The organism is Amycolatopsis sp. NPDC051106, assembly GCF_040682775.1.
Lineage (GTDB): Bacteria > Actinomycetota > Actinomycetes > Mycobacteriales > Pseudonocardiaceae > Amycolatopsis.
The window spans coordinates 1-26981 of record NZ_JBFBBQ010000057.1 but is presented as its reverse complement, the minus strand read 5'-3'; the positions used below and the strand labels follow the sequence as shown (position 1 = coordinate 26981).

22 protein-coding genes are annotated in these 26981 nt (G+C 71.1%); 3 read left to right on the top strand and 19 right to left on the bottom strand.

Annotation, left to right across the window (positions count from 1 at the left end):
* Positions 1 to 29: 29 nt before the first annotated feature.
* The 17 genes from AB0M83_RS33030 to AB0M83_RS32950 form a co-directional block, all read right to left on the bottom strand.
* On the bottom strand, positions 30 to 2342 hold the full coding sequence (locus AB0M83_RS33030) for a copper oxidase (protein ID WP_364522961.1): 2313 nt from the start codon (positions 2340 to 2342) through the stop codon (positions 30 to 32).
* Positions 2343 to 3056: 714 nt separating this feature from the next.
* Positions 3057 to 4022 (bottom strand): PDR/VanB family oxidoreductase, encoded by a 966-nt coding sequence (locus AB0M83_RS33025; protein ID WP_364522959.1) that lies wholly within the window; start codon positions 4020 to 4022, stop codon positions 3057 to 3059.
* A gap of 214 nt (positions 4023 to 4236) precedes the next feature.
* A complete protein-coding gene (locus tag AB0M83_RS33020; protein WP_364523025.1) occupies positions 4237 to 5070 on the bottom strand; it encodes a helix-turn-helix domain-containing protein in 834 nt (277 codons plus the stop codon).
* 133 nt (positions 5071 to 5203) lie between these two features.
* Entirely contained in the window at positions 5204 to 6022 is an 819-nt protein-coding gene (locus tag AB0M83_RS33015) for a hypothetical protein (protein WP_364522957.1), read from the bottom strand.
* Between the two features lie 464 nt (positions 6023 to 6486).
* Positions 6487 to 7185, bottom strand: a complete 699-nt coding sequence (locus AB0M83_RS33010) for a helix-turn-helix domain-containing protein (protein ID WP_364522955.1) — start codon at positions 7183 to 7185, stop codon at positions 6487 to 6489.
* A gap of 27 nt (positions 7186 to 7212) precedes the next feature.
* Positions 7213 to 7929: a YcnI family protein gene (locus AB0M83_RS33005; RefSeq protein WP_364522953.1), complete on the bottom strand. Its 717-nt coding sequence runs from the start codon at positions 7927 to 7929 to the stop codon at positions 7213 to 7215.
* A 439-nt stretch (positions 7930 to 8368) separates the two neighbouring features.
* Positions 8369 to 9406, bottom strand: coding sequence for an MSMEG_0565 family glycosyltransferase (locus AB0M83_RS33000; protein WP_364522951.1), 1038 nt, complete (start codon positions 9404 to 9406; stop codon positions 8369 to 8371).
* Entirely contained in the window at positions 9406 to 10236 is an 831-nt protein-coding gene (locus tag AB0M83_RS32995; protein ID WP_364522949.1) for a carbon-nitrogen hydrolase family protein, read from the bottom strand. The genes AB0M83_RS33000 and AB0M83_RS32995 overlap by 1 nt, the downstream gene beginning before the upstream one ends.
* Positions 10237 to 11067, bottom strand: coding sequence for a carbon-nitrogen hydrolase family protein (locus AB0M83_RS32990; protein ID WP_364522947.1), 831 nt, complete (start codon positions 11065 to 11067; stop codon positions 10237 to 10239).
* Positions 11064 to 12434 (bottom strand): MSMEG_0567/sll0787 family protein, encoded by a 1371-nt coding sequence (locus AB0M83_RS32985; RefSeq protein WP_364522945.1) that lies wholly within the window; start codon positions 12432 to 12434, stop codon positions 11064 to 11066. Before AB0M83_RS32985 ends, AB0M83_RS32990 begins: the two co-directional genes overlap by 4 nt.
* A gap of 1 nt (position 12435) precedes the next feature.
* Positions 12436 to 13506, bottom strand: a complete 1071-nt coding sequence (locus tag AB0M83_RS32980) for an MSMEG_0568 family radical SAM protein (RefSeq protein WP_364522943.1) — start codon at positions 13504 to 13506, stop codon at positions 12436 to 12438.
* Between the two features lie 10 nt (positions 13507 to 13516).
* Positions 13517 to 14029, bottom strand: a complete 513-nt coding sequence (locus AB0M83_RS32975) for an MSMEG_0572/Sll0783 family nitrogen starvation response protein (RefSeq protein ID WP_086864132.1) — start codon at positions 14027 to 14029, stop codon at positions 13517 to 13519.
* A 4-nt stretch (positions 14030 to 14033) separates the two neighbouring features.
* Entirely contained in the window at positions 14034 to 14870 is an 837-nt protein-coding gene (locus AB0M83_RS32970) for an amidohydrolase family protein (RefSeq protein WP_364522940.1), read from the bottom strand.
* Positions 14870 to 16192 (bottom strand): MSMEG_0569 family flavin-dependent oxidoreductase, encoded by a 1323-nt coding sequence (locus AB0M83_RS32965; protein WP_364522938.1) that lies wholly within the window; start codon positions 16190 to 16192, stop codon positions 14870 to 14872. The genes AB0M83_RS32970 and AB0M83_RS32965 overlap by 1 nt, the downstream gene beginning before the upstream one ends.
* Before the next feature lie 427 nt (positions 16193 to 16619).
* Positions 16620 to 17396 carry a hypothetical protein gene (locus tag AB0M83_RS32960; protein WP_364522936.1) on the bottom strand — a complete coding sequence of 259 codons (777 nt, stop codon included), beginning with the start codon at positions 17394 to 17396 and terminating at the stop codon, positions 16620 to 16622.
* 34 nt (positions 17397 to 17430) lie between these two features.
* Entirely contained in the window at positions 17431 to 17973 is a 543-nt protein-coding gene (locus AB0M83_RS32955; RefSeq protein WP_364522934.1) for an RNA polymerase sigma factor, read from the bottom strand.
* Positions 17974 to 18116: 143 nt separating this feature from the next.
* The gene (locus AB0M83_RS32950) at positions 18117 to 18572 is read right to left on the bottom strand and encodes a MarR family transcriptional regulator (protein ID WP_364522932.1); all 456 of its coding nucleotides are present in this window, start codon (positions 18570 to 18572) and stop codon (positions 18117 to 18119) included.
* Positions 18573 to 18666: 94 nt separating this feature from the next.
* Here AB0M83_RS32950 and AB0M83_RS32945 point away from each other — a divergent pair, with 94 nt between their 5' ends.
* Complete coding sequence (locus tag AB0M83_RS32945) at positions 18667 to 19539, top strand: alpha/beta hydrolase (protein ID WP_364522930.1); 873 nt, start codon at positions 18667 to 18669, stop codon at positions 19537 to 19539.
* Positions 19540 to 19570: 31 nt separating this feature from the next.
* Here the strand turns inward: AB0M83_RS32945 and AB0M83_RS32940 are convergent, their stop codons facing one another.
* Positions 19571 to 20992, bottom strand: coding sequence for an endo-1,4-beta-xylanase (locus AB0M83_RS32940; protein WP_364522928.1), 1422 nt, complete (start codon positions 20990 to 20992; stop codon positions 19571 to 19573).
* Between the two features lie 40 nt (positions 20993 to 21032).
* The gene (locus AB0M83_RS32935; protein WP_364522926.1) at positions 21033 to 23423 is read right to left on the bottom strand and encodes a ricin-type beta-trefoil lectin domain protein; all 2391 of its coding nucleotides are present in this window, start codon (positions 23421 to 23423) and stop codon (positions 21033 to 21035) included.
* Between the two features lie 269 nt (positions 23424 to 23692).
* Between AB0M83_RS32935 and AB0M83_RS32930 the strand changes: the two genes are divergently transcribed.
* The gene (locus tag AB0M83_RS32930; protein WP_364522924.1) at positions 23693 to 25081 is read left to right on the top strand and encodes a glycoside hydrolase family 43 protein; all 1389 of its coding nucleotides are present in this window, start codon (positions 23693 to 23695) and stop codon (positions 25079 to 25081) included.
* An 89-nt stretch (positions 25082 to 25170) separates the two neighbouring features.
* Positions 25171 to 26817, top strand: a complete 1647-nt coding sequence (locus AB0M83_RS32925; RefSeq protein WP_364522922.1) for a lectin — start codon at positions 25171 to 25173, stop codon at positions 26815 to 26817.
* Positions 26818 to 26981 lie beyond the last annotated feature (164 nt).

Sequence of the window (26981 nt, the reverse complement as noted above, 5' to 3'; positions counted from 1 at the left end):
CCGGCCCCGGACCACGGCAATCGTGCGGGTCAGCAGGTGGACTTGCCGATGGGGTCGAGCTGCCGGCAGGTCAGCTGCGACCGCCAGCTCCCCTGGTTCTGCTGGGCCCATCCGTTGTAGACCAGCGGAACCGCCAGCACGCCCTGGCCGCCGTAACCGGCCTTGCCGGCGATCGAACCGTCCATCTTGGTCGCCGCGGTCGGGTCCAGCGTCAGCTGGCCCGCCACCTTGGCGTCGTCGATGGCGCCGTCACCGTTCGGGTCGACGTCGATGATCTGCATGACGTTGGAGAACTTGTTCGAGACGTAGGCGTAGTAGCCCCCGCCCTTCTTGGCCCCGAAGTTGATGCCGTGGCACCCCGCCGTGCACGGCAGGTCCTTGACGATCTTGTCGGTCCTCGGGTCGATGACGGTGACCGTCTGGGACAGCACGTTCGCCGCGAGCATCGCCTTGCCGTCCGGGCTGACCGGCAGCTGGATCGTCAGGCCGCCGAACGGCGCACCGCTCTTCGGGCCGTCCTGCGGGCTGTAGTTCGCCCACAGGTCGATCGTCTTGCTGTGCACCTTCTGCCCGTTGTCCACGCAGGCGGCCTGCGCGAGCGAAACGCACGTGATCGATTCGCCGAGGAAGTCCGCCGTGTAGAACTTCGAGGAGTCCGGGGTCATGCTCGAGGCGATCGGGAACTGGCCCGTCTTCTCGGTCCGGACGGTGCCGGTCGGCATGTCGATGACCGACGCGTTGTTGGTCAGCACGTTCGGGGTGACGACGGTCTTGCCGTCCGCGCTCGTCCAGTGCGCGTGCGGGTGCCGGACCTCGCCGGTCGGGCTGACCGTGATCTTCCGGAGCACGCTCGTGCCGCCCGGTGCCAGCTCGACGACCTCGTTGCCGGCGTTGATGCCGATGACGAGCTTGTCGCTGCCCGGCTCGGTCATCACGTGCGCCGGGTTCTGCCCGACCTGGGTCTGCCGGACGAACTCGCCCGTCTCCCGGTCGAAGACGTCGACCTTGTTGGAGAACCACTCCGTTTGGTAGAGGTACTTGTAGTCCTTGTCGGTCCACATGTTGTGCGGGTTGTTCATGTTGATCGACGGAGCGCCGATCTTGCGGTCGACCGTCCAGTTGGTCACGTTGACCTTGGTGGCCGAACCGACCGCCTTCTTGCCCGCCCACTCCTCGACCTCGGTGTCGATCCACACTTCGCCGACACCCGGCGTCGCCGGCAGCTGATTGCCCTGCGACAGGGTCTTCGGGTACGAGAACTTCTTGTCGAAGTAGGCGTCCAGGTTCGGGATCAGCACCGGGTTGCCCGCGGCGTCGTACTGCAGGATCGGCACCGGCGGCTGGATCGCGTCGAACTTGTTCTCCGAGTCCGGCTTGAACTGCTGCCAGTTGTTCGGGTTGGTGATGTTGAAGAACGTGTTCACCAGCCGGTTGACGATGTCGGAGTTGGTCGGCACGACCAGGTTGCGCGAGTTCACCATCGACGCCTTGCCGAAGTCGAGGCCGATGGTGAGCGGGTCGTCGACGACCACCGCGCCCAGCATGTACGGCGTCACCATGTCGGTGAACGCGTACAGGCCGGGCTCGGTGAGCTGGATCGACCGCTGGCCGAAGAACGCGCCGCCGGGCATGTCGTACGGGAAGCCCTCCGCGCCTTCGGGTGCGATCAGGCCCATCGGGTCACGGGCACCGGTCGACTCCTTGGGGTCGACCACGAAGTTCACCGTCACGGGCGGGCCCTTGACGGCGAACTGGGCGAGGTCGTTGAGCGCGCCCTGCAGGTCCAGGCCGATCGGCAGTGAGCTCAGGTTGAGTGGCTGGTCGGCCCGCATCGTGGTCAGCTGCTGGGAGAACTGCCCGAGCAGGTTCTCGGCCTTGAGGGCCGCGGGCGCGGCCTGCCGGTTGGTGGTCCCGATCGACTTGACCGCCGAGAGGGTGCTGTCGAGGTTCAGCGCCTTCCCCAGCTCGCCACCGAGCGAACCGAGCAGCGGGACCTGGCCGAGGAGGTTCTGCGCCAGGTTGCCGACCGCGCCGGTGAGGTCGGAGTTCAGGAGGCCGGCCAGCTCTCCCCCGGTGGTGAGGCCGCCCAGCGTGCCGAGGCGGGGCATCTCCGCCACGGCCAGCGACTGGTCACCGAACAGGTTCAGCCCGGAGTCGAACCACTTGCCGTTGTCGTCCTTCATGTGGAACGTGATCGGCACGGGGCCGACCCCGATGGGCTGTTGTGCCGACGCCGGAACCGCGGCCACCGCGGAGGCGCCGAGGGTGACGACGGCGAGGGTGACCACCGCCTTCGCGCGCCGACGCCTCGTGCGGGCTCCTGGCGGAGCTTCTGGGGACATGGGCTTCCTTTCTGGATCTGCTCGGCCCGGCGGGAAACGGGCCGCCCGAACGGAAGAAAGTGAATCACGAACCACGCGGGACAATCCGATTTTTCCTGTTAACGGGAAGTGAAATAGTCCGGCTCGGAAAAGGCTTCTCGCAGTGAAGAATTGGGCGAATAAAATACTGCATGGAGTTTGTCTTGAATACTTCCCGAAAATGGCTGGGGGTCAGCCGAGGAGGCTCAGAACGGTACAGAGCAACGGTCCCAGCAACCCGCTCGAATCGCAGTCCGGCGCGGGCTGCGGCGGGGCGGGTTCGGTCGGCGGAGGTTCAGGCGGCGCCGAAGGGGATTCCGGCGGCGACGGAGTGGACGTCACCGAAGGGGGCAGCGGCGACGTTTCCCCTGGCAGGGAGGGAGGCTCCACCGTCGGGGCAGGGTAATCGGGCGAGGTCGTGACCACGGGAGCGCGGTCGGCGACCGGCTGGGCGGGGAGGGTGGGGTCCGGCCCGGAAACCGCCGGGACCGACGTCGGAGGCGGTGTCACGGGAGGCGGGACGGGTGGTGTGACCGGTGACGGAGACGGGGACGCCGGGCGCGGGGCCGCGGCCTGGGCCGGCCGCGGCGGGCTTTCGCCGAGGTCGCCGGCTACCGTCCACAAGGCCCAGCCACAGGACGCGGCGGCCAGCAGCGTGGCCGCCCAGGTACCGAGTTTCTTCGTCGTCGCGGGCATTCAGAGGTCCAGTTCCAGTTTCCGGCCGCGGCAGCGCGACACGCAGATCATCATCGTCTCGTTCGCCGCCCGCTCCTCGCCGGTGAGCAAGGAGTCGCGGTGGTCGGGAATTCCGCCGAGCACCGGCGTCTCGCACGTGCCGCAGGTGCCTTCGCGACAGGACGACAGCACCGGGACGCCGGCGTCTTCGGCCACCTCGAGGATCGACCGGTCGGCGGGTACCGTCAGCGTCAGCCCGGACCGGGCGAGCTCGACGTCGAACCCGGTCGCGGCGACCGTGTTCTCCTTGGCGGCGAACCGTTCCAGGTGCAGATCGAGGCCCGGCAAGCCGGCGCAGACCTCCTCGGCGAGGGCCAGGAGCGGCTCGGGCCCGCAGCAGTAGACGGCCGTCCCGGGGGCCGCGGCAGCCAGGATCCCCCGCACGTCGGGCAGTCCCGCTTCGTCCTGCGGCCGCAGGACCACCCGGTCACCGTAGCGCTGCCCCAGTTCCGCGGCGAACGCCATCGACGAGCGCGACCGCCCGCCGTAGAGCAGTCGCCACTCGGCGCCGCTCGCGTCGGCCGCCGCCGTCATCGGGACGATCGGGGTGATGCCGATCCCGCCCGCGAGGAACAGGTACCGCTCGGCGCGCACGAACGGGAAGTTGTTGCGCGGCGCCCGGATCCGGACCCGGTCACCCGCGACCAACGCGTCGTGCACGAACGCGGACCCGCCGCGCCCGTCGCGCTCGCGCCGCACGGCGACCTCCAGCACGGAGCGGTCACCGGGGTCGCCGCAGAGGGAGTACTGACGGACGATGCCGGGCCGGAGCAGCAGATCCACGTGCGCACCCGGCGCCCACGACGGCAGCCGGCCGCCCGCGAGGTCGCGGAACACCAGCCGGACGACGCCGTCGGCGATCGTCTCCTTGTGCGCCAGCAGCACTTCGAGGTCGAGGTCGGCCGAAGGAAGGGTGTTGACGGTCATGGCTCTCCCACTTGTCCGCGTCGGTTCGGAAACAAGTCAAACCACCGCCGGAAACGGCGGCGTGGCTGGGAAATGAATTCCGTGTATCACCGTTTTCACGGGACACGGCGAGGAGCGGTGAGCTTTTCCGTGCCCACCCGGATCGCGAACTGTGGTCAAATACTACCCATTCTTGACGTCATCGCAAGTACGCGCGGTTTCGTTTCGGAAATGGTCAGTCGAGCGCGAAGCGGACCGACACCCGGCCGGGACCCGGTGCCGGCCAGTCGCGCAGGATCCCGTCGTGCTCGACGGGCCAGTCGCAGACGACGACGTCGAGGCCCCGGCCGGACCGCTCCGCCAGCCGGGCCAGGAACTCGTTCGCCTGCCGCGAGTCGAAGGCCCCTCGCCGCGCTTGGAAGTACAGCATTCCGCGGTGGGACAGGGCGAGCAGGAGGTTGACGTCGCCGAAGTGGTCGCGAAACCCGGTCAGCAGGTTCTGCCGGCCCGCCACCGGGCCACGTCGCGGATCGACCGGCGTGCGCGGACGCGTCCACGCCAGCCGGAGGGTCTCGGCGTTCGCGAGCCGTTCGCCGCCGGGACGCGGTTCCCTCGGACGGTCCGAAATCGTCCGGCGCCGCCGCATCTCCAGCAGCCGGCGCTCCTCGACCAGTCCCCACCGGTCCAGGTACTGGGAGACCGTCGGCGAACTGATCAGGACGCCGAACTCCCGGCGGACCACCTCGGCGATCGCCTGCCGGGTCCACAGCCGCTGCGCCAGCCCGATCCGGTCGGGCGGACCGTCGACGATCGTCCGCACGACCCACGCCTGCTGCTCGGGCGACAGCGCGAACTGCTCACCGGGCCGCCGCCCCCGGCGCCGCGGCCGGAACGCTTCGGTGCCCTCCCGCCGGTAGGCCGCGACCCAGGCGCCGACGGTCTTGCGGGAGACCCCGAACATCCGGGCGACCTCCGCCCGCGTCACGCCCGCTTCGACGGCCGCGACCGCTCGACGCCGGAGCACCTCGAGAGCGTCGGCGGGGAGGCTGCGCGCGTCACGGCCGGTCACGTTCAAGTCCCGGATGGTCGCAGTTGTGCCGTTCGTGGGAAAGATCCTTTCGTAAACGGGCTGTCACCGCTCGTCCCTCCTGCGAAGCAGCCCGTAACCCGGAGGTAACGGAGCAGTCCGCGGCCGAAGCGGGTCAGCGAGGGGCGCGCAAGACCCAGCGGCGCACCAGCTGGGCGCTCACCGCCGCCAGGACGAGGATCGCCGCCAGGACCGGCCACGACAGGTCGTCACGCCGTTGCTCGGGCAGCGCTTCCGCCGACCCGAGCGACCGCCGGGCCTCGACGACGACCGGCGCTTCGCTGCCCGGCTGCGGGACGCCACCCCCGGCCGCACCCGGGAAACCGGCGCCCGGCAGCTGTCCCGGGATCGGGGTGCCGAACACCGCGCCGCCGCCCGCCACCGGACCGGGTACGGCCGCGACCGTCCACTGCCGCCCCGCCACCGGCGTGCCGCTGCCCGCCGGAGCGCCGGGTCCGGCGGGCGGTCCCGTGGGCGTCTCCGGTGCGGTGCTCTCGGGGGCACCCGGAGCCTGTCCACGCACCAGAATGCCGCAGAGCGAAGCAAGCGAGGTGCGCACGGGGGTCACCAAAGGCGTGAGAACCGGTGACAGCACGGGGAGCTCGCCGAGGCGGGCGAGCACCGCGTCCGCGATCCGGCCACCCGGTATTTCCGCCTGGCCCGCGGGGACGGCACCCACCGGGATCGGCGGAGTGGTCGCCCAGACCGCCCGGAACGCCCCCGTCAGCACCCCCAGCGGATCCAGGCCGGAAAGGGCGCTCGTCACGGGTTCGCTCACCGACGCGGGGGCGAGCGACACCGGCTGCCCCGGCACGCCGGTGACCGTCGACGAGCACCCCGGCGCCGTCACCGGGGCCTCCGCCGCGAACGCGGGTGTCCCGGCCAGCAGAACGAGAGAGAGCGTGCCGACGGTGAGCAGAATCCTGGTTCGCACTTGCCGCCTCCTCGGGAACCGGACTCTTGGCCCGGTCTCAGGTATTCACGGTCCGGATGTGCCAGGCTGGAAACACCGGCGACGGCATCGTGACAGGTTTACCGGTTCTTTGACCAGCACGGCGGAAACCGGGCACAACGCTTCATTGCGCCCATGTTGCCATTACCGTGCACCGAGCGCTGACCAGCACAGATGCCGCCGCCGGTGAAATCGCGACGGAAATGGGCGACCGGTGGCCGAGGGCAAATACCGGACAGGTCCGCCGAGTCCGGACCGAGGTCGTGAACACGATCACCCGAGTGCGTTGTAACCATTCAAGAGTCGTCCTGGGACTTCAATCCGGCGAGATCACCGGTCGCGATCCGGAAGACCGGAAAACTGTTAACGCCCGGGTAACGCCCCGGCACGCACGAAAAAGACCTGCCGATCCGGATTTTCGGATCGGCAGGCCTTTCGCGCCGGCTTCAGGCCGGCAACACGGCGTCCTGTTCCGCTGCCCACGAGCCGCCGGGCCGAGCCCGGTCGTGCGTGACCAGCCGGACGTCCCGGGCGAACTGCATCCGCAACCGGCTCCGGAACTCGGCGGTCCCGGCGAACGGCTGCGCCCCGACGAGGAAGAACAGCATGCCGCGGCCGTTCACCGCGACCAGCGCGTGCAGCGCACCGGTTCCCGTGGGCGAACGCGGACGGGTCCACGTCACCAGCAGCGTTCCCGGCGGACCGCCCCGCGGCCGGGCGGACCCGTCGAGCAGCTCCCACCGGAGCAGGTACTTGTCGATCGTCGTCCCCGCCAGCACGACCCCGAACTCGCGGGCGATCAGCTCGGCGACCGCTTTGCGCGTCCACAACAGCCAAGGCAGCCCGGCGACGTCCGGCGGTCCGGCCGCCAGGGTGTCGACCACCCGGCCCTGCTGGACCGGGGACAACGCCAGCCGCTCACCCGGGCGGCGGCCGCGCGGCCGGGGACGCAGCGTCGGCTCACCCCCGGACCGGTAGGCCCGCACCCAGGTGCCGACCGCCTTCCTGGACACCCCGAACATGCTCGCGACCCGCGTCTGCGAGGCGCCCGACTCCACCGCGGCCACGGCCTTCCGCCGCAGCTGTTCCAGGGCGTCCGGGGGCAGACTGCGGGCACCGCCGGAACCGTGCTGAACCTCCACCATTGCCATCCCCATCCGGTTCGGTCGGGCTCACAGCTGGACGTCTTCCCGTTCGGGCGTCTCGGCGGCGGTCCCGGGGTGGCTGCCTCGGGGTCGCCTGCGGAGCCACGCCACCCCCACGGCCACGAGGGCGACCCCGAGCGCGGCACCGCCCAGCGCGCGGGCGAGACCGTCCACATCGGACTCCTCGGTCGTGACCACGGGTGCCACGGTGACGACCGGCGCGGGGTGCTCCGGCTCGGGCTCCCCCGGCCGCGCCGGGTCGGCCCAGCGGACGACCTGTCCGTCCGAATAGGTCTGCAGCGCCTGGAACGTGAGCGTGCCCCCGGCGGGCAGTTCCCCGATCCGCACGGGGAACTCCTGGAAGGTGCCGGCCGCAACGGTGCCGCCCTCCCACACGATCGACGTCACCGGCTTCCCCGCCATCCCGTCGCCGCCGGCCGCCATCTGCTCGTGCACGTCGACGTGCCAGCCCGGCAGGTTCCCGGGAGTGGCCGAGCTGATGACCGGCTGGGTCGGGAACAGCACTTCCAGCCGCACCGTCGTCGCGTCGTCACGCTCGTTGGGCACCCGGAAGGAAATCGTGGCCGGCTCCCCGGCGGCGACGGTGTCCGGCGTGGCCGACACGTGGGCGGCCGCGACCGGCGGGCAGGCCAGGGTCACGACGACCCCAGCGAGAGCGGCCAGGGCGAGGCGCGGTGCCCGGAACGGCTTTCGCCCTCCGACGCGCGGGGAAGGTGCGGTCATGTTCGTCCCTCCTGGAATTCCACCGGTGCGACCGGACCATTCCGGGTACGGCCGGATGGCGGAATGGCGATCGTGGTCCGGCCAATGGTGCGGGAGCGCGTGACGGATGGATCACGCTGCCGTTGACAGCCCATTACCGGAAGTTCCCCACGCGCGAAGCCGCCGGGTGATCTTCGCGGCGTCACACGCGCGGGCCACCCGCTGCGGCCAAAGGTGTCCCATCGCCGGCCCGCCCTGGCGGCTGTTTTCCTCCGGACCGGGCTTACCGGCGTCGCCATCACTCGAAAGAGTGAGTCACGTATTTGCCCCGCGCTGGTTGCCTTGACTTGACTCGCTTCGGGGGCTCACGCGTCCCGACGCGGCGTCGCCGGCCGGCTCGTTCCGAGGTCCAGGCGATGTTTCCGGCAGATGACCGGTCCGGCGAGCGGCTGCCCGGAAATCACAGGGCGCGATAGAACCGCAAGTGTGCTTCGGCCGCCGCGGTCCAGGTGTAGCGGCGGGCCAGCGTCCGGCCCGGGAGCGGGTCGGTGCCTGCCATCGCCGCGCGCAGTTCCCGCGCGAACCCGGCCGGGCCGGCCGCGAACCGGGCCACCCCGCCGAAGACCTCGCGCAGCACCGGGAGGTCGCGGGTCACCACCGGCACTCCGGCGGCGAGAGCCTCCATCGCGGCCAGCCCGAAGCCCTCCTTCGTGGACGGGAAGGCGAACACCGCGGCGGACGCCACCAGCGACGGCAGCTCGTCGTGCGCGACCGGGCCCAGCACCTCCGGCTCGACCCCCAGCTCGGCGGCCCGCTTCTCCCAGCGCGTCCGGTAGTCGCGGTAGTCGAAGAGCGTCTCGCCGCCGGCGATCAGCAGGCGGACGTCCGGCTCCGCCAGCCGCGCGTACGCCTCGAGCAGGTCCAGTGACCCCTTGCGCGGCTCGATCCCGCCCACCGCCAGCACGTACCGCCCCCGCGAGGTGTCCCGCCGGGCGGAAGCGAAGCGGTCGTAGTCGACGCCGTTGGGGATGACGGCCGCCTCGATGTCCCAGCCGGCGCGGACCTCCGCCGCGACCGAAGCCGACACGCAGACGTGCGCGTACGGCCGGACGATCGCGCGTTCGTGGCAAGCCGCCAGCTCAGGTGTGGTGAAGGTGTCGAGGTGGTGGATCGTGCGCACACAGCGGTCGGCGGCGTTGGCGCTGATGCAGTCCTGCGCGTGCACGACGTCGTATTCGTCCGGGGTGAAGGCCGCGCGCAGCACGGCGATCGAGCGCAGGATCCGTTCGCCGACGCTCTCGCCGGGAACGTCCGGGAACGGCACGATCGACAATCTCACGCCGGCGTCCACCGGTCGGAAGAAGCCCGAGTCGCCGCCGCGGCCGAGCGTCCAGACCGTGACGTCCTCGCCGAGCGCCGCGAGGGCCTCGGCCAGCGCGAGCGTGTGCACGACCCCGCCGCGAGGCTTGGTCGAGTAGCTCAGCAGGGCGATCCGCATCAAGCCTCCCGGTACACCGACGGTTTCCGTTCCCCCAGGTGGTGCAGCACGCGGCGGGCGTTGGCGAGTTCCTGCTCGACGTCCAGCTCGGCGACCGCGATGCCGGCCTTGGACCACGTCCGGGCCAGGATCTCGCCACCCGGGCCGACGACCTTGGCCTGGCCGAGGAACCGCATCCCGCCCATCGCGCCGGTCTGGTTGGACGAGACGAGCACGACCTGGTTCTCCGCCGCCCGCGCCTGGTCGTAGAGGTCGAACAGCCGCGACTGCCGGTCCTGCGCCATCCGTGGTGCGCGGTTGGTGATGCTGGTCGGCCACGCGCTCAGGCAGGCGACGATGTCCGCGCCGTCGACCGCCAGCGAACGAGCCGACTCGGGGAACGTCTTGTCGTAGTCGATCAGCATGCCGAGGCGCCCCACCGGCGTGTCGAACGCCGTGAACTCGTCCCCCGGCTCGTAGGCGATGCGCTCCCCCGGCGGCTGGTGGACCTTGCGGTGCCGGCCGAGCACGCCGTCACCGGTGACGCACACCGCGGAGTTGTAGCGACGCGGTCCGTCGGCCTCGCAGTAGCCCACGCAGACGACCATCTCCGCGGCCAGGGACCGGATGGTCTTCAGCTCGGCGCAGTCGGGGTCGAGGGCCGGCGGGAGCGCCTCCGGGTCCGGATGGCGCAGGTCGGCGAGGTACCCGCCGAGGGCCGCGTCCGGCAGCACCAGCAGCGCGGCGCCGGCCGAGCGAGCGTGGTCGATCAGCGTCGCGATGCGCTGCAGGTCGAAGTCGAGGTCGCGGCCGAAGTGCGCGGCGACGGCGGCGAGCCGGATCTGCCCCATTCACGGGACACTAACGGGGTAGGCGTCGGGCCGTCTGTCCGCCAGGTGCCCCATGGACCGGCGAGCCGTGGCCAGCGCGGCCTGGACGTCGATTTCGGCGATCGCCATGCCTTCGGCGACGCCGGTGTCGGCGACGATCTCGCCGCCCGGGTCGACGATCTTCGCGCCCGCGACGAACCGGAGGTCGCCGAAGGTGCCGGACTGGTTGGCCGAGAGCCAGACGATCTGGTTCTCCAGCGCGCGAGCCCGGTCGAAGAGGTCGAACCGGCGTTTCCAGCGGTCCTGCGCGAGGTCCGGGGCCGCGTTGGTCCGGCTGCCGGGCCAGGCGCTCATGCAGACGACGACCTCGGCGCCGTCCAGTGCCAGGGCCCGCGCCGACTCGGGAAAAGCCTTGTCGTAGCAGATCATCATGCCCAGGCGCCCGACCGGCGTGTCGAAGGCGGCGAACCCGCGGCCGGCGCCGTAGCTGGCGTTTTCGGCCAGCGGCTGGTGGACCTTGCGGTGGTTGCCGAGGACACCGTCACCGTGGACGCAGACCGCGGAGTTGTAGCGGCGCCCGCCGGCGATCTCGCAGTACCCCGCCGTGACGACGAGGTCTCCGGCCAGCGCGGCCAGCCGCTTCACCTCCGGGCCGTCAAGGGCCAGCGCGGGTGGGCCCTCGGCGCCGCCGTCGAGGTTGGCGAGGTAGCCGCCGAGGCAGGCCTCCGGCAGCGCCAGCAACCGGACGCCCTCGGCCTTCGCCTCGCCGATCAGCTTCTCGATGCGGGCGAAGTCGCCTTCGAGGTCGCGGTCGAACGGCGCGGCGACCGCCGCCATCCTGAGCGTCGTCATGAGTTCCCCAATCCGGTGACGCCGCCGTCGATGGCGGGCGTCGATTCGCCGTCGGGCCAGCGCAGCGTGACGCCGGTGCCCGCGACCAGCTCGCCGCATTCCTCGGTGACCGCCGGTCCCGCGGGCGCAGGCGTGCCGGCGGTGAGCATCGCGAAGCCGGGGAAGCAGGTCAGCCAGTCCCCGGTGGACGCTCCACGCGGCCGCGGCACTTTGCCGACGTCCAGCACCGCACCGCAGCCGGACGCCTCGGCAAGCATGCCGAGCGTGCCCGCGATCCCGGCCATCGAGACGTCCTTCGCCGCGCTCGGCCGCGCCTTCGCGACCGAGCCGAGCAGTTCCCGCAGCTCGGGCGTGCGGCGGACGCTCGTCGAGTCCCATTGGCGGCCGGTGTAGCCCGGCCGCCAGCCGCCGCCGAGGTCGGCGGTGAGCCAGACGCGTTCGCCGGGCTTGCCGCCACCACCGGGCACCGGGTCGGTGGTGCGCCCCAGAGCCGTGACCGACAGCGATGCCGGAACGCCGAACTGGGTGTGGCCGCCCAGCACCGGGACGCCGTACGCCTGGCTCGCCTTCCGCAGTCCACTGAGGACACGGGCGGCGAAGGACGCGTCACGCGCACCCAGCGCGTCGAGCAGTCCGGTGGGGGTGGCGCCCATTGCGGCCAGGTCGTTGAGGTTGACCAGGACCGAGCACCAGCCCGCCCACTCCGGGTCGCGCTCGACCATCGACGGGACGATCGCGTCGCAGGCCGCGACGACGTCGGTGCCGGGCAGCGGGACGCCGTCGTCGCCGAGGAAGCCCGGGACCCCGGTCAGCCCGCGCAGCAGCGGGCCGAGCGCGGCCTTGGTCGAGCGGGTCAGCGCGGCGATCCGGCCGATCGGCCACCGCATCAGCACGTGGTCGTGGCCGGCGACGGTCACCGGCCGCACCCGCTGCCAGCCGAGCCGGGTGAACAGCCGCTCGGTGCGGGTCTGCACGGTCGCCTCGAACCGCAGCGCCCCCTCGGCCTCGGCCCGCGCGCACGCCGCCCGGACCAGGGCCGAGCCGATCCCGGGTGGTGATCCGGGCGCGACGACCAGCCGGCCGCCCCGCCACCAGCCGAGGTCGGGACCGTCGTCCGCCGGACCGAGCCGGACGCCGCCGAGCACTTCGCCCGCCGCGTCCCGGGCCACCAGGACCAGGGTGCGGGGGTCGGTGTCGTGGTCGTCGAGATCGGTGCCGGTGAACAACTCCTGCCGCGCGACGAAGGCTTCGTGCCGCAAGGCGTGGTAGGCCGTCAGTCCACTGTGGCCGGCTTCACCGATGGTGAACGTCGGACGCGCCGCGACACTGCGGACGTCGCCCAGCAACGCGAGGATGTCGTGGTCCACGTCAGCCCCCCGCCGCGCTGAGCAGGCCGCAGGCGCCACACGCGGCACAGCCCGCGCCCTGGTCGGCGCCGGTCATCCCGGCCGCCCGCAGCAGCGCGGCGATCCGGCCGGTGACGTCGGCGACCAACGCGGGCGAAGGCGCTTTCGCACCGTCTCGCCGGGCCAGCGTGCCCACCATCGGCCGCATCGGCACGGCGAACGGGTAGACGCCCATGTCGATCAGCCTTCCCGCGCCTTCGACCAGCGAATCCGAGTCCTCCCCGAGCCCGATCAGCAGGTACGTCGAGACGCGGTTGCGGCCGAAGACGCGGACCGCCTCCGCCCACGCTGCCTCGTACTCCGCCATCGGCACGGTCGACTTGCCCGGCATCCAGCGCCGCCGGATGTCGTCGTCCAGGGATTCGACGTGGATGCCGATCGACGTCGCCCCGGCGTCCCGCAGGTCCTGGAGGACGCCGAGGTCGCCCGGCGGCTCGATCTGCACCTGGATCGGCAGCCCCGGCACGGCGTCGAGCACCGCGCGGACGCAGCGCACGAGGTGCCGGGCGCCGCGGTCGGGCCCGGACGTGGTGCCGGTCGTCATCACCATCTGCCGGACGCCGTCGAGCCGAACGGCCGCCTCGGCGACCTCCGCGAGCTGCTGCGGGGTCTTCGCGGCCACTGTGGACCCCGCCCGCAGCGACTCCTCGATGGTGCAGAACCGGCACCGTTGGTCCTCTGTGTACCGAATGCACGTCTGCACGACGGTCGTCGCGAGGACGTCCTTGCCGTGCAGCAGCGCGATCTTCCGGTACGGCACTCCGTCCGATGTGGACAGGTCGTAGAACCGCGGCCGGCCGACCGGGGTCACGCTGAGGCCCAGGTCTACGGTCTCGCGGAAGATCCGGCCGTCGCGGACCACGTACGGACTCGAGGGGTTCAGCGGCAGCGTGGCGTTGGCACCGTCGACCACCAGGTGGCCGTCGTCGCTCGGCCCGGCGCCTTTGCTGCGCTGTACGGGTGCGTCCATTCGCACCCCGCGGACGGCGATGTCGGCGCGGGTGTCCAGGTCTTCTTCGATGCCAACGCGCACGGACCGCTCCCTAGAACATGTAGGTGGAGTTGATGATCGCGCCCTTGCGCGCGTAGTGGATCAGCGCGTCCTGCACATCGAGGGGGTGCGTCGGGATGACGCCCTCGATGAGATCCTCTTCACGCGCACCGTGCAGCGACAGGCCGAAGCGGCAGCAGTACGCCTTGCCGCCTTCGCTGATGAACGTCTTGAGCTGGTCGTTGATGTTCAGCTCGCCCGGGAACGCGGCGTTGCCGGTGGTCGGGAAGCCGCGGGTGGCCAGGCAGTTCAGCGAACCCGGGCCGTAGAAGTAGATCGCGGCTTCGAAGCCCTTCCGCAGGGCGCGGGTCGCCTGCAGGATCGCGACGAAGCTCACCGACGACTCGTGCGCGATGCCGTGCACGAGCGTGAAGTAGCTCTGGCCGGGTTCGGCCTGGTAGTCCGGGAAGACCTTGGTCCCGCCGTACAGGCTGGAGCCCTGCGGCAGCGACGGGTGCGGGATCTCGTCGAGGCTGGTCTTCTCGGTCTCGGTCAGCTCTGCCATCGGTCTATTTCCCTTTCTTCGGTCCGTACAGCACGTCGAACGTGCCGCGGAAAACCAGGTCGACGAGCTCGCCGTCGCCGGCCGCGGCGGCCAGCTTGGCGAGTTCGCCCTCGTGATCGCCCCACGGCTCGTCGGAGGCGAACAGCACGCGGTCGTGGCCGAGGCCCCGGCGCGAGATCTCCTCGACGAGCCAGCGGGGCGTGAAACCGATCGCCCAGGACAGGTCCGTGTAAACCTGCTTCCCGGCGGCGATCCAGTCGAAGAACCGGCCGCCGACGAGCTTGATGTGCCCGCTCATGCCGCCGCCGAAGTGGACGAGGTGCAGCTTGACGTCCCCGGCGTAGGCGTCGACGAGCTTGCCGACCTCGTCGATGTCCGACGCCGCGCCCGGGGACGTGTGGACGTGCACGACGAGGTCGTGGTCCCTGGCCGTGGCGAAGATCTTGTCGAGCTGCGGCTTGCACGTGGGGTCGGAGGCCTTGCCGCCGAGCAGGAAGCTGAGCTTGAGCGCGCGCACGCCTGGTTCGCCGGCCAGCTTCAGGGCTTCGTCGGTCCGGTCGGCGTCCTCGGCTCGCGGCGACACCCACAGCGCGGCACTGATCCGGTCGTCCTTGCCCGCCGCCTCGACGCAGAGTTCGTTGAAGGAGAACGCGATCGCCGGATCGGGCACGCCGTAGTTCGGGATCACCAGAGCGCGTTCGGTACCCTCGCGATCCAAATCGGACAGCAGCTCCCCGATCGTCGCGCGGCTGCCGATCGCGGGCGCCACCGGCGGGCCGCCGTAGAACGGGAACGCCGGGAGCACGCCCAGGTGCCGGTGGGCGTCGTTCGTCCACCGCATCAGGCCACCGTCCGCGGAGCGACCCAGTCGTCGTCGGCCGGGTAGGTGCTCGCGGGCGTCCCGGAGAGCCACCGGACGTCACCGCCGCGCCCGGCGTCGGTGATCCGCCGGGCCAGGTACTCCGCGTCCGCGGCCACGCCACAGAACCGTCCCGAGCCCCAGGTGTGCTGCCAGGGCAGGCCGAGGAAGTACAGGCCGGGGCAGGTGGTGACGCCGCGGTGGTGCGTCGGGTAGCCCTTGCCGTCGAAGACCGGGACGTCGATCCAGCGGTGGTCGCGGCCGAAGCCGGTGCTCCAGACGACCGCGGAAAGCGCTTCCGCATCGAGGTCTCTCGGGCCGTCTTCCGGTACCCAGACCGGCTTGTAACGGTCTTCTCGTGGCGCCGCTACGCCGCGTTTCGCGATGTAGGTGTCGATGGAATCCTTGATGCCTTCGGAGACGGCGTCCGCCGCGTCGAGGTTGCGGCGCAGGTCGTCCGCGAACGCCAATTGTCCACTTTGGACACTTTTCAGCCGGCCGTAGAGCTGCATGCCCTCCGCGGCGAAGGCACGCAGGTCGATGTCGTGGCCGCCGTCGCGGCCGGTGACGTAGTGGTTGGCCCGGAATCGCACCGCGTCCGCGTCGGCGAACTCGTCGATTCCCCGGTCGTAGTACCCCATTTCGTCGAGCCACGCGACGACGTCCCGGCCGCGGTACCGCCGGGCCACGCGCGGCGCCGACCCGACGGCGAGGTGCACGCGGCGTCCGGCCAGGTGGAGGTCCTCGGCGATCTGGCAGCCGGACTGCCCGGTGCCGACGACCAGCACCTCTCCCGGCGGCAGCTGGTCCGGGTTGCGGTAGTCGGCGGAATGCAGCTGGACGACGTGCTCCGGCAGCCGCTCGGCCAACCGCGGCTTCAGCGGCACCTGGTAGGGGCCGGTGGCCAGCACGACGTGGTCGGCGGTCAGCTCGCCGGCCGACGTCGTGAGCCGGAAGCCGCCGCCGGGCAGCTGCCGCAGCCGCTTCGCCTCGACGCTCTCGCACAGCGGGACGTCGAACGCTTTCACGTACGACTCGAGGTAGGCGACGATCTCGTCCCGGACCATGAAGCCGTCCGGATCGTCGCCCGCGTAGGGGAAACCGGGGAGGCGGCATTGCCAGTTCGGCGTGACCAGGCAGAAACTGTCCCAGCGGCGGGTCCGCCATTCGTGCCCCGCGCGCTCGCGTTCGAGCACGAGGTGCCCGACTCCGGCGGAGGTCAGGCAGTGGGACATCGACAGTCCCGCCTGGCCGCCGCCGACCACGATCACCGGCCGGTGCAGGCCGTCGAGCTCGAAGTTCATGCCGATCAGTGCACCGGCGAGCCATTTCCGGACGGTTTCATCCGGAACATCGGCGTGTTACCAGACCGCCTCGGAGTAACGCTTCGCCCGGCGTCCGCTTAACACCGTTGCGGCGCCAGGGAATGCGTTCGGTGGTCGCGACCGCGCCGCCGCAGCGGGCGAGGTGGTCGGCGACAAGTCGACAAGCAGAGGGAACCGGAAGCGCTCCACGGGCGGGACCGGTGATCAGCTCCGGGTAAGCGAGCCCGTATCTCGGCGATCTCCGCGTCGCCGTCCGTCACGCTCGGCCCGTGGCCCGTGGCCCGTGGCCCGTGGCCGGTGGCTGAACGGGCGGCGGCCGCAATTGGGGGTGTGGCCGCCGCCCGTCCGGAAGCGGCGATCCCGGAATGGGGGTGGTGGGATCGCCGCCGGTCTGTGGTGGGACGGCTCAGCGGGTGGGCCGCCCCGTCGGATGGGTCGCCGGCGGGCCTGTCGGGCGCGTATCCGGCGGCCCGGCCGGGTGCGAATCCGGCGGCCCGGCCGGGTGGTCCTTGCCGTTGTCCGGACGGCCCGCCGAGGGAGGCGCCGCGGGCGAGCCGGTCGCGTGGGGCGGCGGCGAGGCTTCGACCAGGCTCTCGCAGTAGCCGTCGACCTTGGACTTGTCCCCGGCGGCCGTGACGAGCGCGGTGAACGCGGGGCTCTCCAGCGCCTTGCCGTGCTCGGCCTTGTCGCCGGCACGGTAGGCGTGGCACAGGCCCACCAGCGAAGGCGAAGGCGCCGGCGGGTGAGCAGGCCCGCTCTCGTCGCGCGTCCACGTCGTCGCCGGCGTGGCCGGCGGCACGGCGGCCGAGGGCGCGGGGCGGGACGTGGAGGGGGCCGGCGCGGAGCCGCCGGCCGGGAGCGGCAGCGCTCCGGTGACGGCGGCCGTCGCGACCCCGCCGAGGACGAACACCGCCCCCACGGCGGCCGCGACCTTCGCCGTGAGCAGCTTCGCCCACCTGCTCTTGATCATCGAGGGGCTCCGGGGTCGACGGGCGTGGGCGTGCCGGGCCGCCTCGCGGAACGCCGTCACGGCCGCTCGTTCCCCGCCGAGCTCGCCGTCGCGCGGTGGGGCGGCCGCGGCGGCGAGCAAGCCGGTCAACGCGTCCGGGGCGTCGACCCGCGCACCTCGGAGCACCTGCTCCGCGGTGTGCCGATCGATCCGGCGCCCTTGCTGCTTGCCCATCACACCCTCTTCAGCGCCGAGCGGCTCGAAAGTGTCACACCTGCCCGCCGAGGCGGTCGGCGAGCGTGCGAAGTCCCCGGTAGGCGGCGGTGCGCACGGCGCCCGGGCGCTTCCCGAGCACGGCCGCGGCGGCCTTGGCGTCCAGGCCGACGACGGCCCGCAGCACCACCGCCTCGGCCTGGTCACGCGGCAGGGTCGCGATCAGCGCCAGCGCCGCGTCGGTCGCCTCCGCTTCGATCGCCGCGCCGGCGGTGTCGTCGGGCGCGGGCCGGTCCGGAAACCACTCGGCCGGCGCGTCGGCGACGGGGCGGCGGCGCTGGTGCCGCAGGTGGTCCAGCGCCCGGTGCCGTCCGATCGTCGCGGTCCAGGCGCGGAACCCGTCGAGATCGCCCCGGAACGACGCCAGGTCCCGGGTGATGTGCAGCCACGCCTCCGACGCGACGTCTTCGGCGTCCTGCCCGACCAGGATCCGCAGGTACCGGCACAAGCCGGGATGTACCGCCCGGTACAGCGCGCGGAAAGCTTCCTCGTCGCCCCGCTGCGCTCTGCCGAGCACGGCCGCCGGATCACCGTCCACCAGCGGCTGCCCACCACGACAAGGGACCGACTCCACTACCACGCGCATCCTTTGCGGTCAGCCCCACCGCGTTCTCGGCGCCATCATGGTGCATCGCCCCGGTTCGCGAAAGCCCGGGCCCGCCCGGTGTGACGCACGCCGGATCAGTCCTGCAGGTCCTCCGCCGTGAACGACCGGCGTCCGGTCAGCCGGGCCAGGTGCCCTTCGAGCGTTTTGAGCTGGTCGTCTCCGATGCGGGCCGCCCAGCGGCTGCGCACGTCGTCGAACAGGGCACCGCCGACGGTCATCAGCTCGTGGCCGCGCGGGGTGACCCGCAAGCGCTTGCGGCGCGCGTCGCTCGGGTCGGGCTCGCGGTCGACGTAGCCGAACCCCTCCAGCACGGCGATGGTCTGCGCGGCGGCCTGCTTGGTGACCGAGAGCCGGCGACCGAGCTCGGAGGCGGTGTCCGCACCCGCGTCCACGGCCCGCAACGCGAACTCGTGCACCGGGCGGACACCGTCGTGGCCGCGCTTCGCGAGCTCCACGTTGACCTCGTCGACCATCGAGTGGAACCCGCCGAGCAGCAGGAGCGCGAGCTCGGCGCCGCTGGACTGCGCCATGCGGCCGATCATACGACGACCCCCGGTATAGACAAGTCACTTGTCCATCCTCTAGGGTTCGACAAGTTACTTGTCTATCCAGCCGGAGGCTTTCGTGCACCAGCTCGCCGCCACCATCCCCGCCGTCGACCACCACCGCGTCAGCGTCAACGGCACCGAACTGCACTACGTGGCCGCCGGCACCGCCGGATCGCCCGTGCTGCTGGTGCACGGCTTCCCGGAGACCTGGTGGGTCTTCCAGCAGCTGATCCCCCTGCTGAGCGAGCACCACCGGGTGTTCGCCGTCGACCTGCGCGGATTCGGCGACTCCGCCGTCGCCGGCCCGGACCACGACAGCGCGACCGCGGCGAACGACCTGGCCGACCTGATCGCCGCCCTGGACGTCGGCCCCGTCCACCTCACCGGCCAGGACATCAGCGGCCCCACGACGTTCCGCGTCGCCGCGACCCACCCGGAACTCGTCCGCAGCTACGCCGGGATCGAGACCGCGCTCCCCGGATTCGGTGCCGAGGCGCTCGCCGACGTCACCCACGGCGGCGCCTGGCACATCGGCGTCCTCGCCGCCCCCGGCATCCCGGAAATGCTCCTCGCCGGACGCGAGCGCGCGTTCATCGCCGACTACGCGATCCCGTCCCTCGCCGCGAGCCCCGGCGCGTTCACCGGCACCGACATCGACGAGCTCGTCCGCTCCTACAGCCGGCCCGGCGCGTTCGCCGGCGCCGCCGGGCTGTACCGGTCCCTGCTCTCGGACGGCGACGAACTCCGCCGGCTCGCGGCCGGGAAGCTCGCCATGCCCGTCCTCGCGGTGGCAAGCTTCTCCGACCTGACGCCCACGACGTTGCGCCAGGTCGCCACCGACGTGACCACGGTGCGCCTCGATGAGATCGGCCACTACGTGGCGATGGAAGCCCCCGACCGGCTCGCCGCGGCTCTTCACTCCTTCTACGCGGACATCGACGGCAACTGACGCGTTCTTCTCTCGCCGAACCGCCGCCCTCCTAAGCGGCCGGCCCGGTCCACTGCTGGTTCGCCCCGCCGTTGCAGGTCCACACGATCACGGCGGTCCCGTTGGCGGTCGCCGCGCCGGTGACGTCCAGGCACAGGCCCGACTGGCCGTTCGTGATCGTGCCGTTCGCGTTCGACGTCCACTTCTGGCCGTTGCCGCCGGTGCAGTTCGCGATCACCGCCGCGGTGCCGGCGGCCGTCCCGCCGCTCGCGGTGTCCAGGCACCGCTGCGAGCCGCCGGAGTAGACGGTCAGCGCTCCGGCGCTCGTGCGGGTCCACTGCTGGTTCGTGCCGCCGTGGCAGTCCCAGATCGCCAGCGCGGTGCCGGCGGTGGTCGACGAGCTGGGCACGTCCAGGCACCGGTTCGCGGCCACCGCGCGCACCGCGCCGTTGCCGCCGCCTCCGCCGCCGTTGTTGAGCACGTCGAGCACGGCGGTGTAGGCCTGCTTCTTGCCGTAGTTGCCGTCGAACAGCAGCGGCGTGTCACCCGAACGCCACGAGTACTTGTCCGTGACGCCCCAGACCGTGATGCCGGTGCAGCGGGAGACCGCCATGCACGCCTGCGTCACCTGCCGGTACACGTTCGCCTGACCGGAACCCGAGCCGCCGACGTCCAGTTCGGTGATCTGCACGTCGACACCGAGGTCGGCGAAGCGCTGCAGGTTCGCCTGGTAGCTGCCGAGGTTCGAGGTCGACCCGAGGTGGCTCTGGAAGCCCACGCAGTCGATCGGCACACCGCGGCTCTTGAAGTCGCGGACCATGTTGTAGATCCCGGTGCTCTTCGCGTTGACGCCGTCGGTGTTGTAGTCGTTGTAGCAGAGCTTCGCGTTCGGGTCGGCCGTGCGGGCGGCGCGGAACGCTTCCTCGATGTAGCCGTCCCCGAGCTTCTGCTGGAACACCGACTGCCGGCGGCTGCCGTTCTCCTCGAACGCCTCGTTGACGACGTCCCACGCGTAGAGCTGCCCTTTCCAGTGACCGGCCACCTGGCTGATGTGGTTCTGCATCGCCGACCGGAGGTTGTTCGCGTCCAGCCCGCTCACCCAGCCGGCGAGCTGCCCGTGCCACACCAGCGTGTGCCCGCGGATCTTCATCCCCTTGCTTCGGGCCTGGCTGACGATCTGCTCCGCGGGGCCGAAGTTGAACTGGTTGCGGTTCGGCTCGACCGTGGCCCACTTCATCTCGTTTTCCGGGGTGACGCCGTTGTACTCCGACGTCCACGTGTTCACGTAGGCCGACTCCCCGAGGTGGCTCGTGGAGATGGCGGCGCCGAGGTACCGGCCGCTCTGCGCCGCCGCGGCCCCCAGCGTGCTCGCCGCCGCGGCGGTGCCGGGAAGCAGCACCAGGGCGCTCGCCGCGAGGCCCGCGGCCGCCGTGGCGGCCAGCGTGGTCCGCCACCGGGATGGGCTGATGGTCATCACAACCTCGTTCCGTCGTCGAAAGGGGTCATCGCCGGGGCTAGCTCCGTGTCCACTTCTGGGCACCGCCGCCCGTGCAGGCCTGCAGGGTCACCGGCGTGCTGTTGCCGGTGCCGCCACCGTTCGGGCCGACGCACAGTCCTGATTGGACACCCGTGATCGTCCCGTCGGCATTGGCGTTCCACTGCTGGTTGGTGCCGTTCGTGCAGTCCCAGATGATCACCCGGGTGCCGGCCGCGGTGCTCGCGCCCTCGGCGTCGAGGCACTTGGCGCCGTACACCTGGAGCTGCTTGCCGGAGGTGAGCGTCCACTGCTGGTTCCCGCCGCCGTTGCAGTCCCACAACGTCACCTGGGTGCCGTTGGTCTGCGACGCGCTCGGGACGTCGAGGCACCGGCTCGAAGCGGTGTTGCGCAGCACCGACGTCGATCCGCCGCCCGAACCGGTCACGGCGAGGTTGTCGAACTGGGCGGTTTCCCCCGTGCCCGTGCCGATCCCGGCCTGGCCGGCCGGGAAGGTGCTGTCGGTGACCGTGCCGAGCACCGTGCCGTCGACGGAAGCGGTGATGGTGCTGCCGGAGAAGCCCAAGGACAGCTTGTGCCAGCTGTTCGTGCCGAGCGCGGTCGTCGTGCCGCTGCGCAGCGTGGTGACCTGCTGGCTGGTGTTGTTGCGCCGGATCGACCAGGCGCCGGTGTCGCTGACGCGCAGGTAGTAGGCGTTCACCGCACCCTGGTTGCCCGTGTCCTGCGAGCCGACCCGGCCGAGCAGCTCGACGTACCCGGCCTTCTCCAGCAGCACGTCCGCGTTGACCGTGTAGTTGCTCCAGGCCACGTTGCCCAGCAGCGCGTAGGGATCGACGAACTTCTTCCAAGGGATCGTCTTCTGCGGCGCAGCCTGGCGCACGCAGGTGCCCGCGCGGCCGGCGCCGCAGGCCGACGTCTCGAACGCGCCCTCCATGTCCATCAGGTACTTGGCTTCCTTGCCCTTCGCGTACCCGTCGAAGTCGTCGCTGTAGGGCAGGTTCAGCGAACCCTGTGACGGGCTGGTCGCGGTGCCCTTGCCCTGCCCGGTGGTCGTCGTGATCGTGTACAGGTAGCCGGGCTGGGCGGTCAGCGTGAACGCTCCGCCGGACGGCGTGATGTCGGTGGTGTGCACGAAGTGGTCCGCGGCGTTGTTCGAGTTCAGGTTGGTCGCCCACACGTGCACCTGGCCGATGGACAGCCCGCCGGTGACGTTCAGGTTCAGCGTCTGCGCCGAAGTGGCGTCCATGGTTTCGATGATCGTGCTGTAGTCGTTGGTGCTCGGGGACTTCAGCGAGACGTAGCTGCCGTTGGCGCGGTTCCCGCCGAGGTAGCCGCTCGAGGCGTCGAGGTACTTCCAGCCGGGCGCGGTGAACTGCGTGGTGTGCGCCAGCGCCCAGGCGTCCTTGCCGACCGAGTAGTACCCCGACCACGGCTGGTTGGCCAGGATCAGCCCCACCGTCGGCCACGGGATGTTGGGCGTCGTCGCGGCGATGAGGTCCCAGTTGAGGTACGCGGTCATCTTGCCGTCGAGGTAGACGCGGTTGATGCCGCGGGCCAGCGGCTTGGCGCCGTCGTTGTAGTCCTGGGAGCCGTTCTCGCTCGACCACAGCGTCTTGCCGGTGTTGGTGACGCTGGCCGGGACGCTGCAGGACGTCTGCGCGCTGAGGTAGCCGCACGTGTAGTGGGCGCTGAGCACGTCGGTGGCGTTGCGGTAGGCCGTGTTCGTCGAGACGGCGCTCGCGGGTCCCCAGTCCCCCGGCCACGAGTCACCGGAGATGACCTTGACGGCGCTGTACCCGTTGGCGTTGAGCGCGTTGCGGAGGGTGACGGTCCAGTCGGCGCTCCACTGCTTCTCGTTCTGGACGCTCGTGAGGTAGTCGATCGTCAGCCCGTGCTGCTTGGCGCACCCGAGCCACGAGAGGTAGTAATCGGTGAGGTCGTTGGAGAAGAAGGTGCCGTTGCCGATCCAGCCCGGCGCGCCCCAGGGCAGGCCCACGAGCTTGATGCCGGGGTTGCGTGCCTTGGCCTGCTCCATGATCCACCACTCGTACCCGCGGTTGCAGTCGAGGTCGCCGCGGAAGTGCGCGTGGCTGGGCTCCGCCCCGCTGGTGGAGTTGGTGTCCCCGCCCATCTCCACCTTGAGGATCTGCAGCGCGGCGCCGTACCCCGGCTTGAAGAGGTAGTCGAGGATCTGGCCGCGCTGGGGCTCGGGGTAGTCGATCAGCAGGCGGCTGTTGCCACCCCCGCCGCTGACCGCGCCGACGCCGTCGAACGTGCGGCCGGCCGAACCGCCGTTGATCGTGATCGAGGTGGCGGCCTCGGCCGGCGCGGCGCCCGCCACCACTGTCCCGGCCAGGACGACGACCGCGACCATCGAGGCTCGCACCCTCCGGAACAGGGTTGGCAGCATGGCAGTTCTCGCTTCCGACGAAGGGTTCGGGCGGTCGGCTTCGGAGCGCGTTAGCGTTAACACTGTTTAGGCTCACGCAAAGGCGAGGGTCAACCCCGGCGGCGAAACCAATCGGGACACACGGCGAAACCCCAGCGTGGGCCGTACGGGCCAGGTGAAACTTTCAGGCGGCACGGCGAATGCTTGTGAGCGTGAACATCGCCGTGCCACACTGCTCTTCGCCTGGCTCTGGAGCGCGAGCAACGGTGACCACAACCCAAGGAGCACCCGTGAAAGTCGCGTCCTCCCCTTCGGCGCTCTTCAAGCCCCGGCGCGGACTCACCCTGATCGCCGGGCTGCTGTGCCTGCTGGGGCTCTTCCCCGCGGTGGCGCGGGCGGACAACCCGATCATCCAGACCATCTACACCGCCGACCCGGCACCGCTGGTGTACAACGGCCGCGTCTACCTCTACACCGGCCACGACGAAGACGCCTCGACGTACTTCACCATGAAGGAATGGCGGGTGTGGTCGTCGGCGGACATGGTCAACTGGACCGACCACGGCTCCCCGTTGAACCTGGCCAGCTTCACCTGGGCGAGTTCCAACGCCTGGGCGGGACAGACCGTCTACCGCAACGGCAAGTTCTACTGGTACGTCCCCATGACGGTCCGGGCGACCGGCGCGATGGCCATCGGCGTGGCCGTGGCGGACAGCCCCACCGGGCCGTTCCGCGACGCGCTCGGGCACCCGCTCGTCGGCAACGGCGAGATCGACCCGACGGTGTTCGTCGACGACGACGGGCAGGCGTACCTGTACTGGGGCAACCCGCACCTGTGGTACGTCAAGCTCAACGCCGACATGATCTCCTACTCGAGCGGACCGACGCAGATCCCGCTCACCACCGCCGGGTTCGGCACGCGCACCGGCGACGCGAACCGGCCGACCCTGTTCGAGGAAGGACCGTGGGTCTACAAGCGCAACGGCTTGTACTACAACGTCTTCGCGGCGAAGTGCTGCTCGGAGTTCATCGGCTACTCGACCGCTCCCGGCCCGACCGGGCCGTGGACCTACCGCGGGACGGTCATGCCCACCCAGGGCAGCAGCTTCACCAACCACCCGGGTGTCATCGACTTCAACGGGAACTCCTACTTCTTCTACCACGATGGCGCTTTGCCGGGCGGCGGTGGCTACACGCGCTCGGTCGCCGTGGAGAAGTTCTCCTACAACGCCGACGGCAGCATCCCGACGCTCACCATGAGCACCACGGGCGCCCCGCAGGTCGGCACGCTGAACCCGTACACGCGGCAGGAAGCGGAGACGATCGCCTGGGAGTCCGGCGTCGAGACCGAGGCGTCCACCGAGAGCGGGATGAACGTCGGCTACCTCGAAAACGGTGACTGGATCAAGGTCAAGGGGGCCGCCTTCGGCGCCGGTGCCCGGTCTTTCACCGCGCGAGTGGCCTCCGCGGCCGCCGGCGGCCGGATCGAGCTCCGGCTGGACAGCACCGGCGGCACGCTGGTGGGAACCTGCACCGTGCCGGGGACGGGCGGCTGGCAGGCGTGGACGAGCGTGTCCTGCCCGGTGACCGGGGCGACCGGGACGCACGACCTGTACCTCCGGTTCACCGGGGGCAGCGGCTACCTGTTCAACGTCAACTGGTGGCAGTTCACCTCCTGACGGCACGACCACGGCGGCCGGCCCGGGTGAACGAGCGCTTCGGCACCGGCCGGCCGCCACTCCGCTCGAACTCCCGGAAAGGGGCGACGATGCCCGTTCGACCACGTCACCGCATCCTGCACCTGCTCACCGCCGCGGCCACCGCGCTGGCCGTGGCCACCGTGACCCCGGCGGCACCGGCCGCTGTGGCCGCGCCCGGCAGTCCCGCGCTCACCCCGCCGCTGGGCTGGAACAGCTGGAACAGCTTCGGCTGCGGCGTCACCGAGACCGCGATCCGCCAGGCGGCCGACGCGATGGTCTCGTCCGGGATGAAGGACGCGGGCTACCAGTACATCGTCGTCGACGACTGCTGGTTCGACCCGCAACGCGACTCCTCGGGTGCCCTGCGCGCCAGCTCGTCGAAGTTCCCGAGCGGGATGAAGGCGCTGGGCGACTACATCCACGGCCGCGGCCTGAAGTTCGGCATCTACCAGGTGCCGACCGACCGCACCTGCGCCCAGCGCACCGGCACCTACCCCGGGTCCACCGGCAGCGCGGGGCACGAGGTCCAGGACGCGAACACCTTCGCGTCGTGGGGCGTGGACTACCTCAAGTACGACTGGTGCTCCCCCGCCGGCACGCGCGACGAGCAGGTCGCCCGGTTCACGATCATGCGCGACGCGGTGCGCGCCACCGGACGGCCGATCGTCTACAGCATCAACCCCAACAGCTACCACGCCATCACCGGGGACAAGTACGACTGGGGCCAGGTCGCGGACCTCTGGCGCACCACCGAAGACCTGCTGGACATCTGGCAGAACGGCAACACCAACAGCTACCCGATGGGGGTCGGCAACGTCCTCGACGTCACCGCCCCGCTGGCCGCGCAGGCCGGCCCGGGCCACTGGAACGACCCGGACATGCTCGTGGTCGGCCGGCCCGGGCTGTCGCTGACCGAGTCGCGCGCCCACTTCGCGTTGTGGGCGCTGATGGCCGCGCCGCTGATGGCGGGCAACGACATCCGCACGATGTCGGCCGACATCAGCGCGGTGCTGCGGAACCCGCGCCTGCTGGCGATCGACCAGGACCGCCTCGGCGCGGGCGGCCGCCGGGTGCGTGACGACGGCAACGTCGAGGTCTTCGCCAAGCCCCTCGCGGACGGGTCGGTCGCGGTCGGGCTGCTCAACCGCGGGAGTGCGACGACCACGGTGAGCACGACCGCGGCGCAGATCGGGCTTTCCGGCACGTCGTTCACCCTGACCGACGTGTGGACCGGCGCGACTTCGACGACCGGCGGCGCGATCTCCGCGAGCGTGCCGGCGCACGGTGCCGCGGCGTACCGCGTCTCCGGCGGCGCCCCGCTCGCTGCGACGACCTCACGGCTGCGCGGCGCGGGTTCGGGGCGCTGCCTCGACGTCGACAACGCTTCGACGGCGGCCGGGGCGGGCACGCTGATCTGGGACTGCCAGACGGCGGCGAACCAGCTGTGGACGACGTGGGAGACCGGCGAGGTCCGCGTGTTCGGCGACAAGTGCCTCGACGCCGACCACCAGGGCACCACGAACGGCACGCGGGTGATCAGCTGGCCGTGCAGCGGGCAGGCCAACCAGAAGTGGACGTTCGGTGCGGACGGGTCGGTGCGGAACGTCCAATCCGGACTTTGCCTGGACGCGGAGGGGGCGGGTGCGGCCAACGGGACCCACGCAATCCTGTGGAGCTGCAACGGACAAGCGAACCAGCGGTGGGCGCGCGCCTGAGCCCACTCGCCGCCCCACGCTGGGGTGCTTTCCATGCAGTGAATGACTCATTCCTGGCGTCCGGCGCCATGGGCTTGACCCGGTTTGGCGGACACCTCTGATCAGGGGCGGGAGCTCCTGGAAGGGATGTCCCTCATCATGGATCCCATGGCGAAGAAGAAGCC

Excerpts from the sequence above, each read along its gene's own strand:
- AB0M83_RS32990 (WP_364522947.1), bottom strand. The coding sequence starts at position 11,067 with ATGACGACGCTCAGGATGGCGGCGGTCGCCGCGCCGTTCGACCGCGAC.
- AB0M83_RS32940 (WP_364522928.1), bottom strand. The coding sequence starts at position 20,992 with ATGACCATCAGCCCATCCCGGTGGCGGACCACGCTGGCCGCCACGGCG.
- AB0M83_RS33010 (WP_364522955.1), bottom strand. The coding sequence starts at position 7,185 with ATGGTGGAGGTTCAGCACGGTTCCGGCGGTGCCCGCAGTCTGCCCCCG.
- AB0M83_RS32925 (WP_364522922.1), top strand. The coding sequence starts at position 25,171 with ATGCCCGTTCGACCACGTCACCGCATCCTGCACCTGCTCACCGCCGCG.
- AB0M83_RS32960 (WP_364522936.1), bottom strand. The coding sequence starts at position 17,396 with ATGGGCAAGCAGCAAGGGCGCCGGATCGATCGGCACACCGCGGAGCAG.
- AB0M83_RS33030 (WP_364522961.1), bottom strand. The coding sequence starts at position 2,342 with ATGTCCCCAGAAGCTCCGCCAGGAGCCCGCACGAGGCGTCGGCGCGCG.
- AB0M83_RS32975 (WP_086864132.1), bottom strand. The coding sequence starts at position 14,029 with ATGGCAGAGCTGACCGAGACCGAGAAGACCAGCCTCGACGAGATCCCG.
- AB0M83_RS33000 (WP_364522951.1), bottom strand. The coding sequence starts at position 9,406 with ATGCGGATCGCCCTGCTGAGCTACTCGACCAAGCCTCGCGGCGGGGTC.
- AB0M83_RS33005 (WP_364522953.1), bottom strand. The coding sequence starts at position 7,929 with ATGACCGCACCTTCCCCGCGCGTCGGAGGGCGAAAGCCGTTCCGGGCA.
- AB0M83_RS32995 (WP_364522949.1), bottom strand. The coding sequence starts at position 10,236 with ATGGGGCAGATCCGGCTCGCCGCCGTCGCCGCGCACTTCGGCCGCGAC.
- AB0M83_RS32935 (WP_364522926.1), bottom strand. The coding sequence starts at position 23,423 with ATGCTGCCAACCCTGTTCCGGAGGGTGCGAGCCTCGATGGTCGCGGTC.
- AB0M83_RS32965 (WP_364522938.1), bottom strand. The coding sequence starts at position 16,192 with ATGAACTTCGAGCTCGACGGCCTGCACCGGCCGGTGATCGTGGTCGGC.
- AB0M83_RS32970 (WP_364522940.1), bottom strand. The coding sequence starts at position 14,870 with ATGCGGTGGACGAACGACGCCCACCGGCACCTGGGCGTGCTCCCGGCG.
- AB0M83_RS33025 (WP_364522959.1), bottom strand. The coding sequence starts at position 4,022 with ATGACCGTCAACACCCTTCCTTCGGCCGACCTCGACCTCGAAGTGCTG.
- AB0M83_RS32950 (WP_364522932.1), bottom strand. The coding sequence starts at position 18,572 with ATGGCGCAGTCCAGCGGCGCCGAGCTCGCGCTCCTGCTGCTCGGCGGG.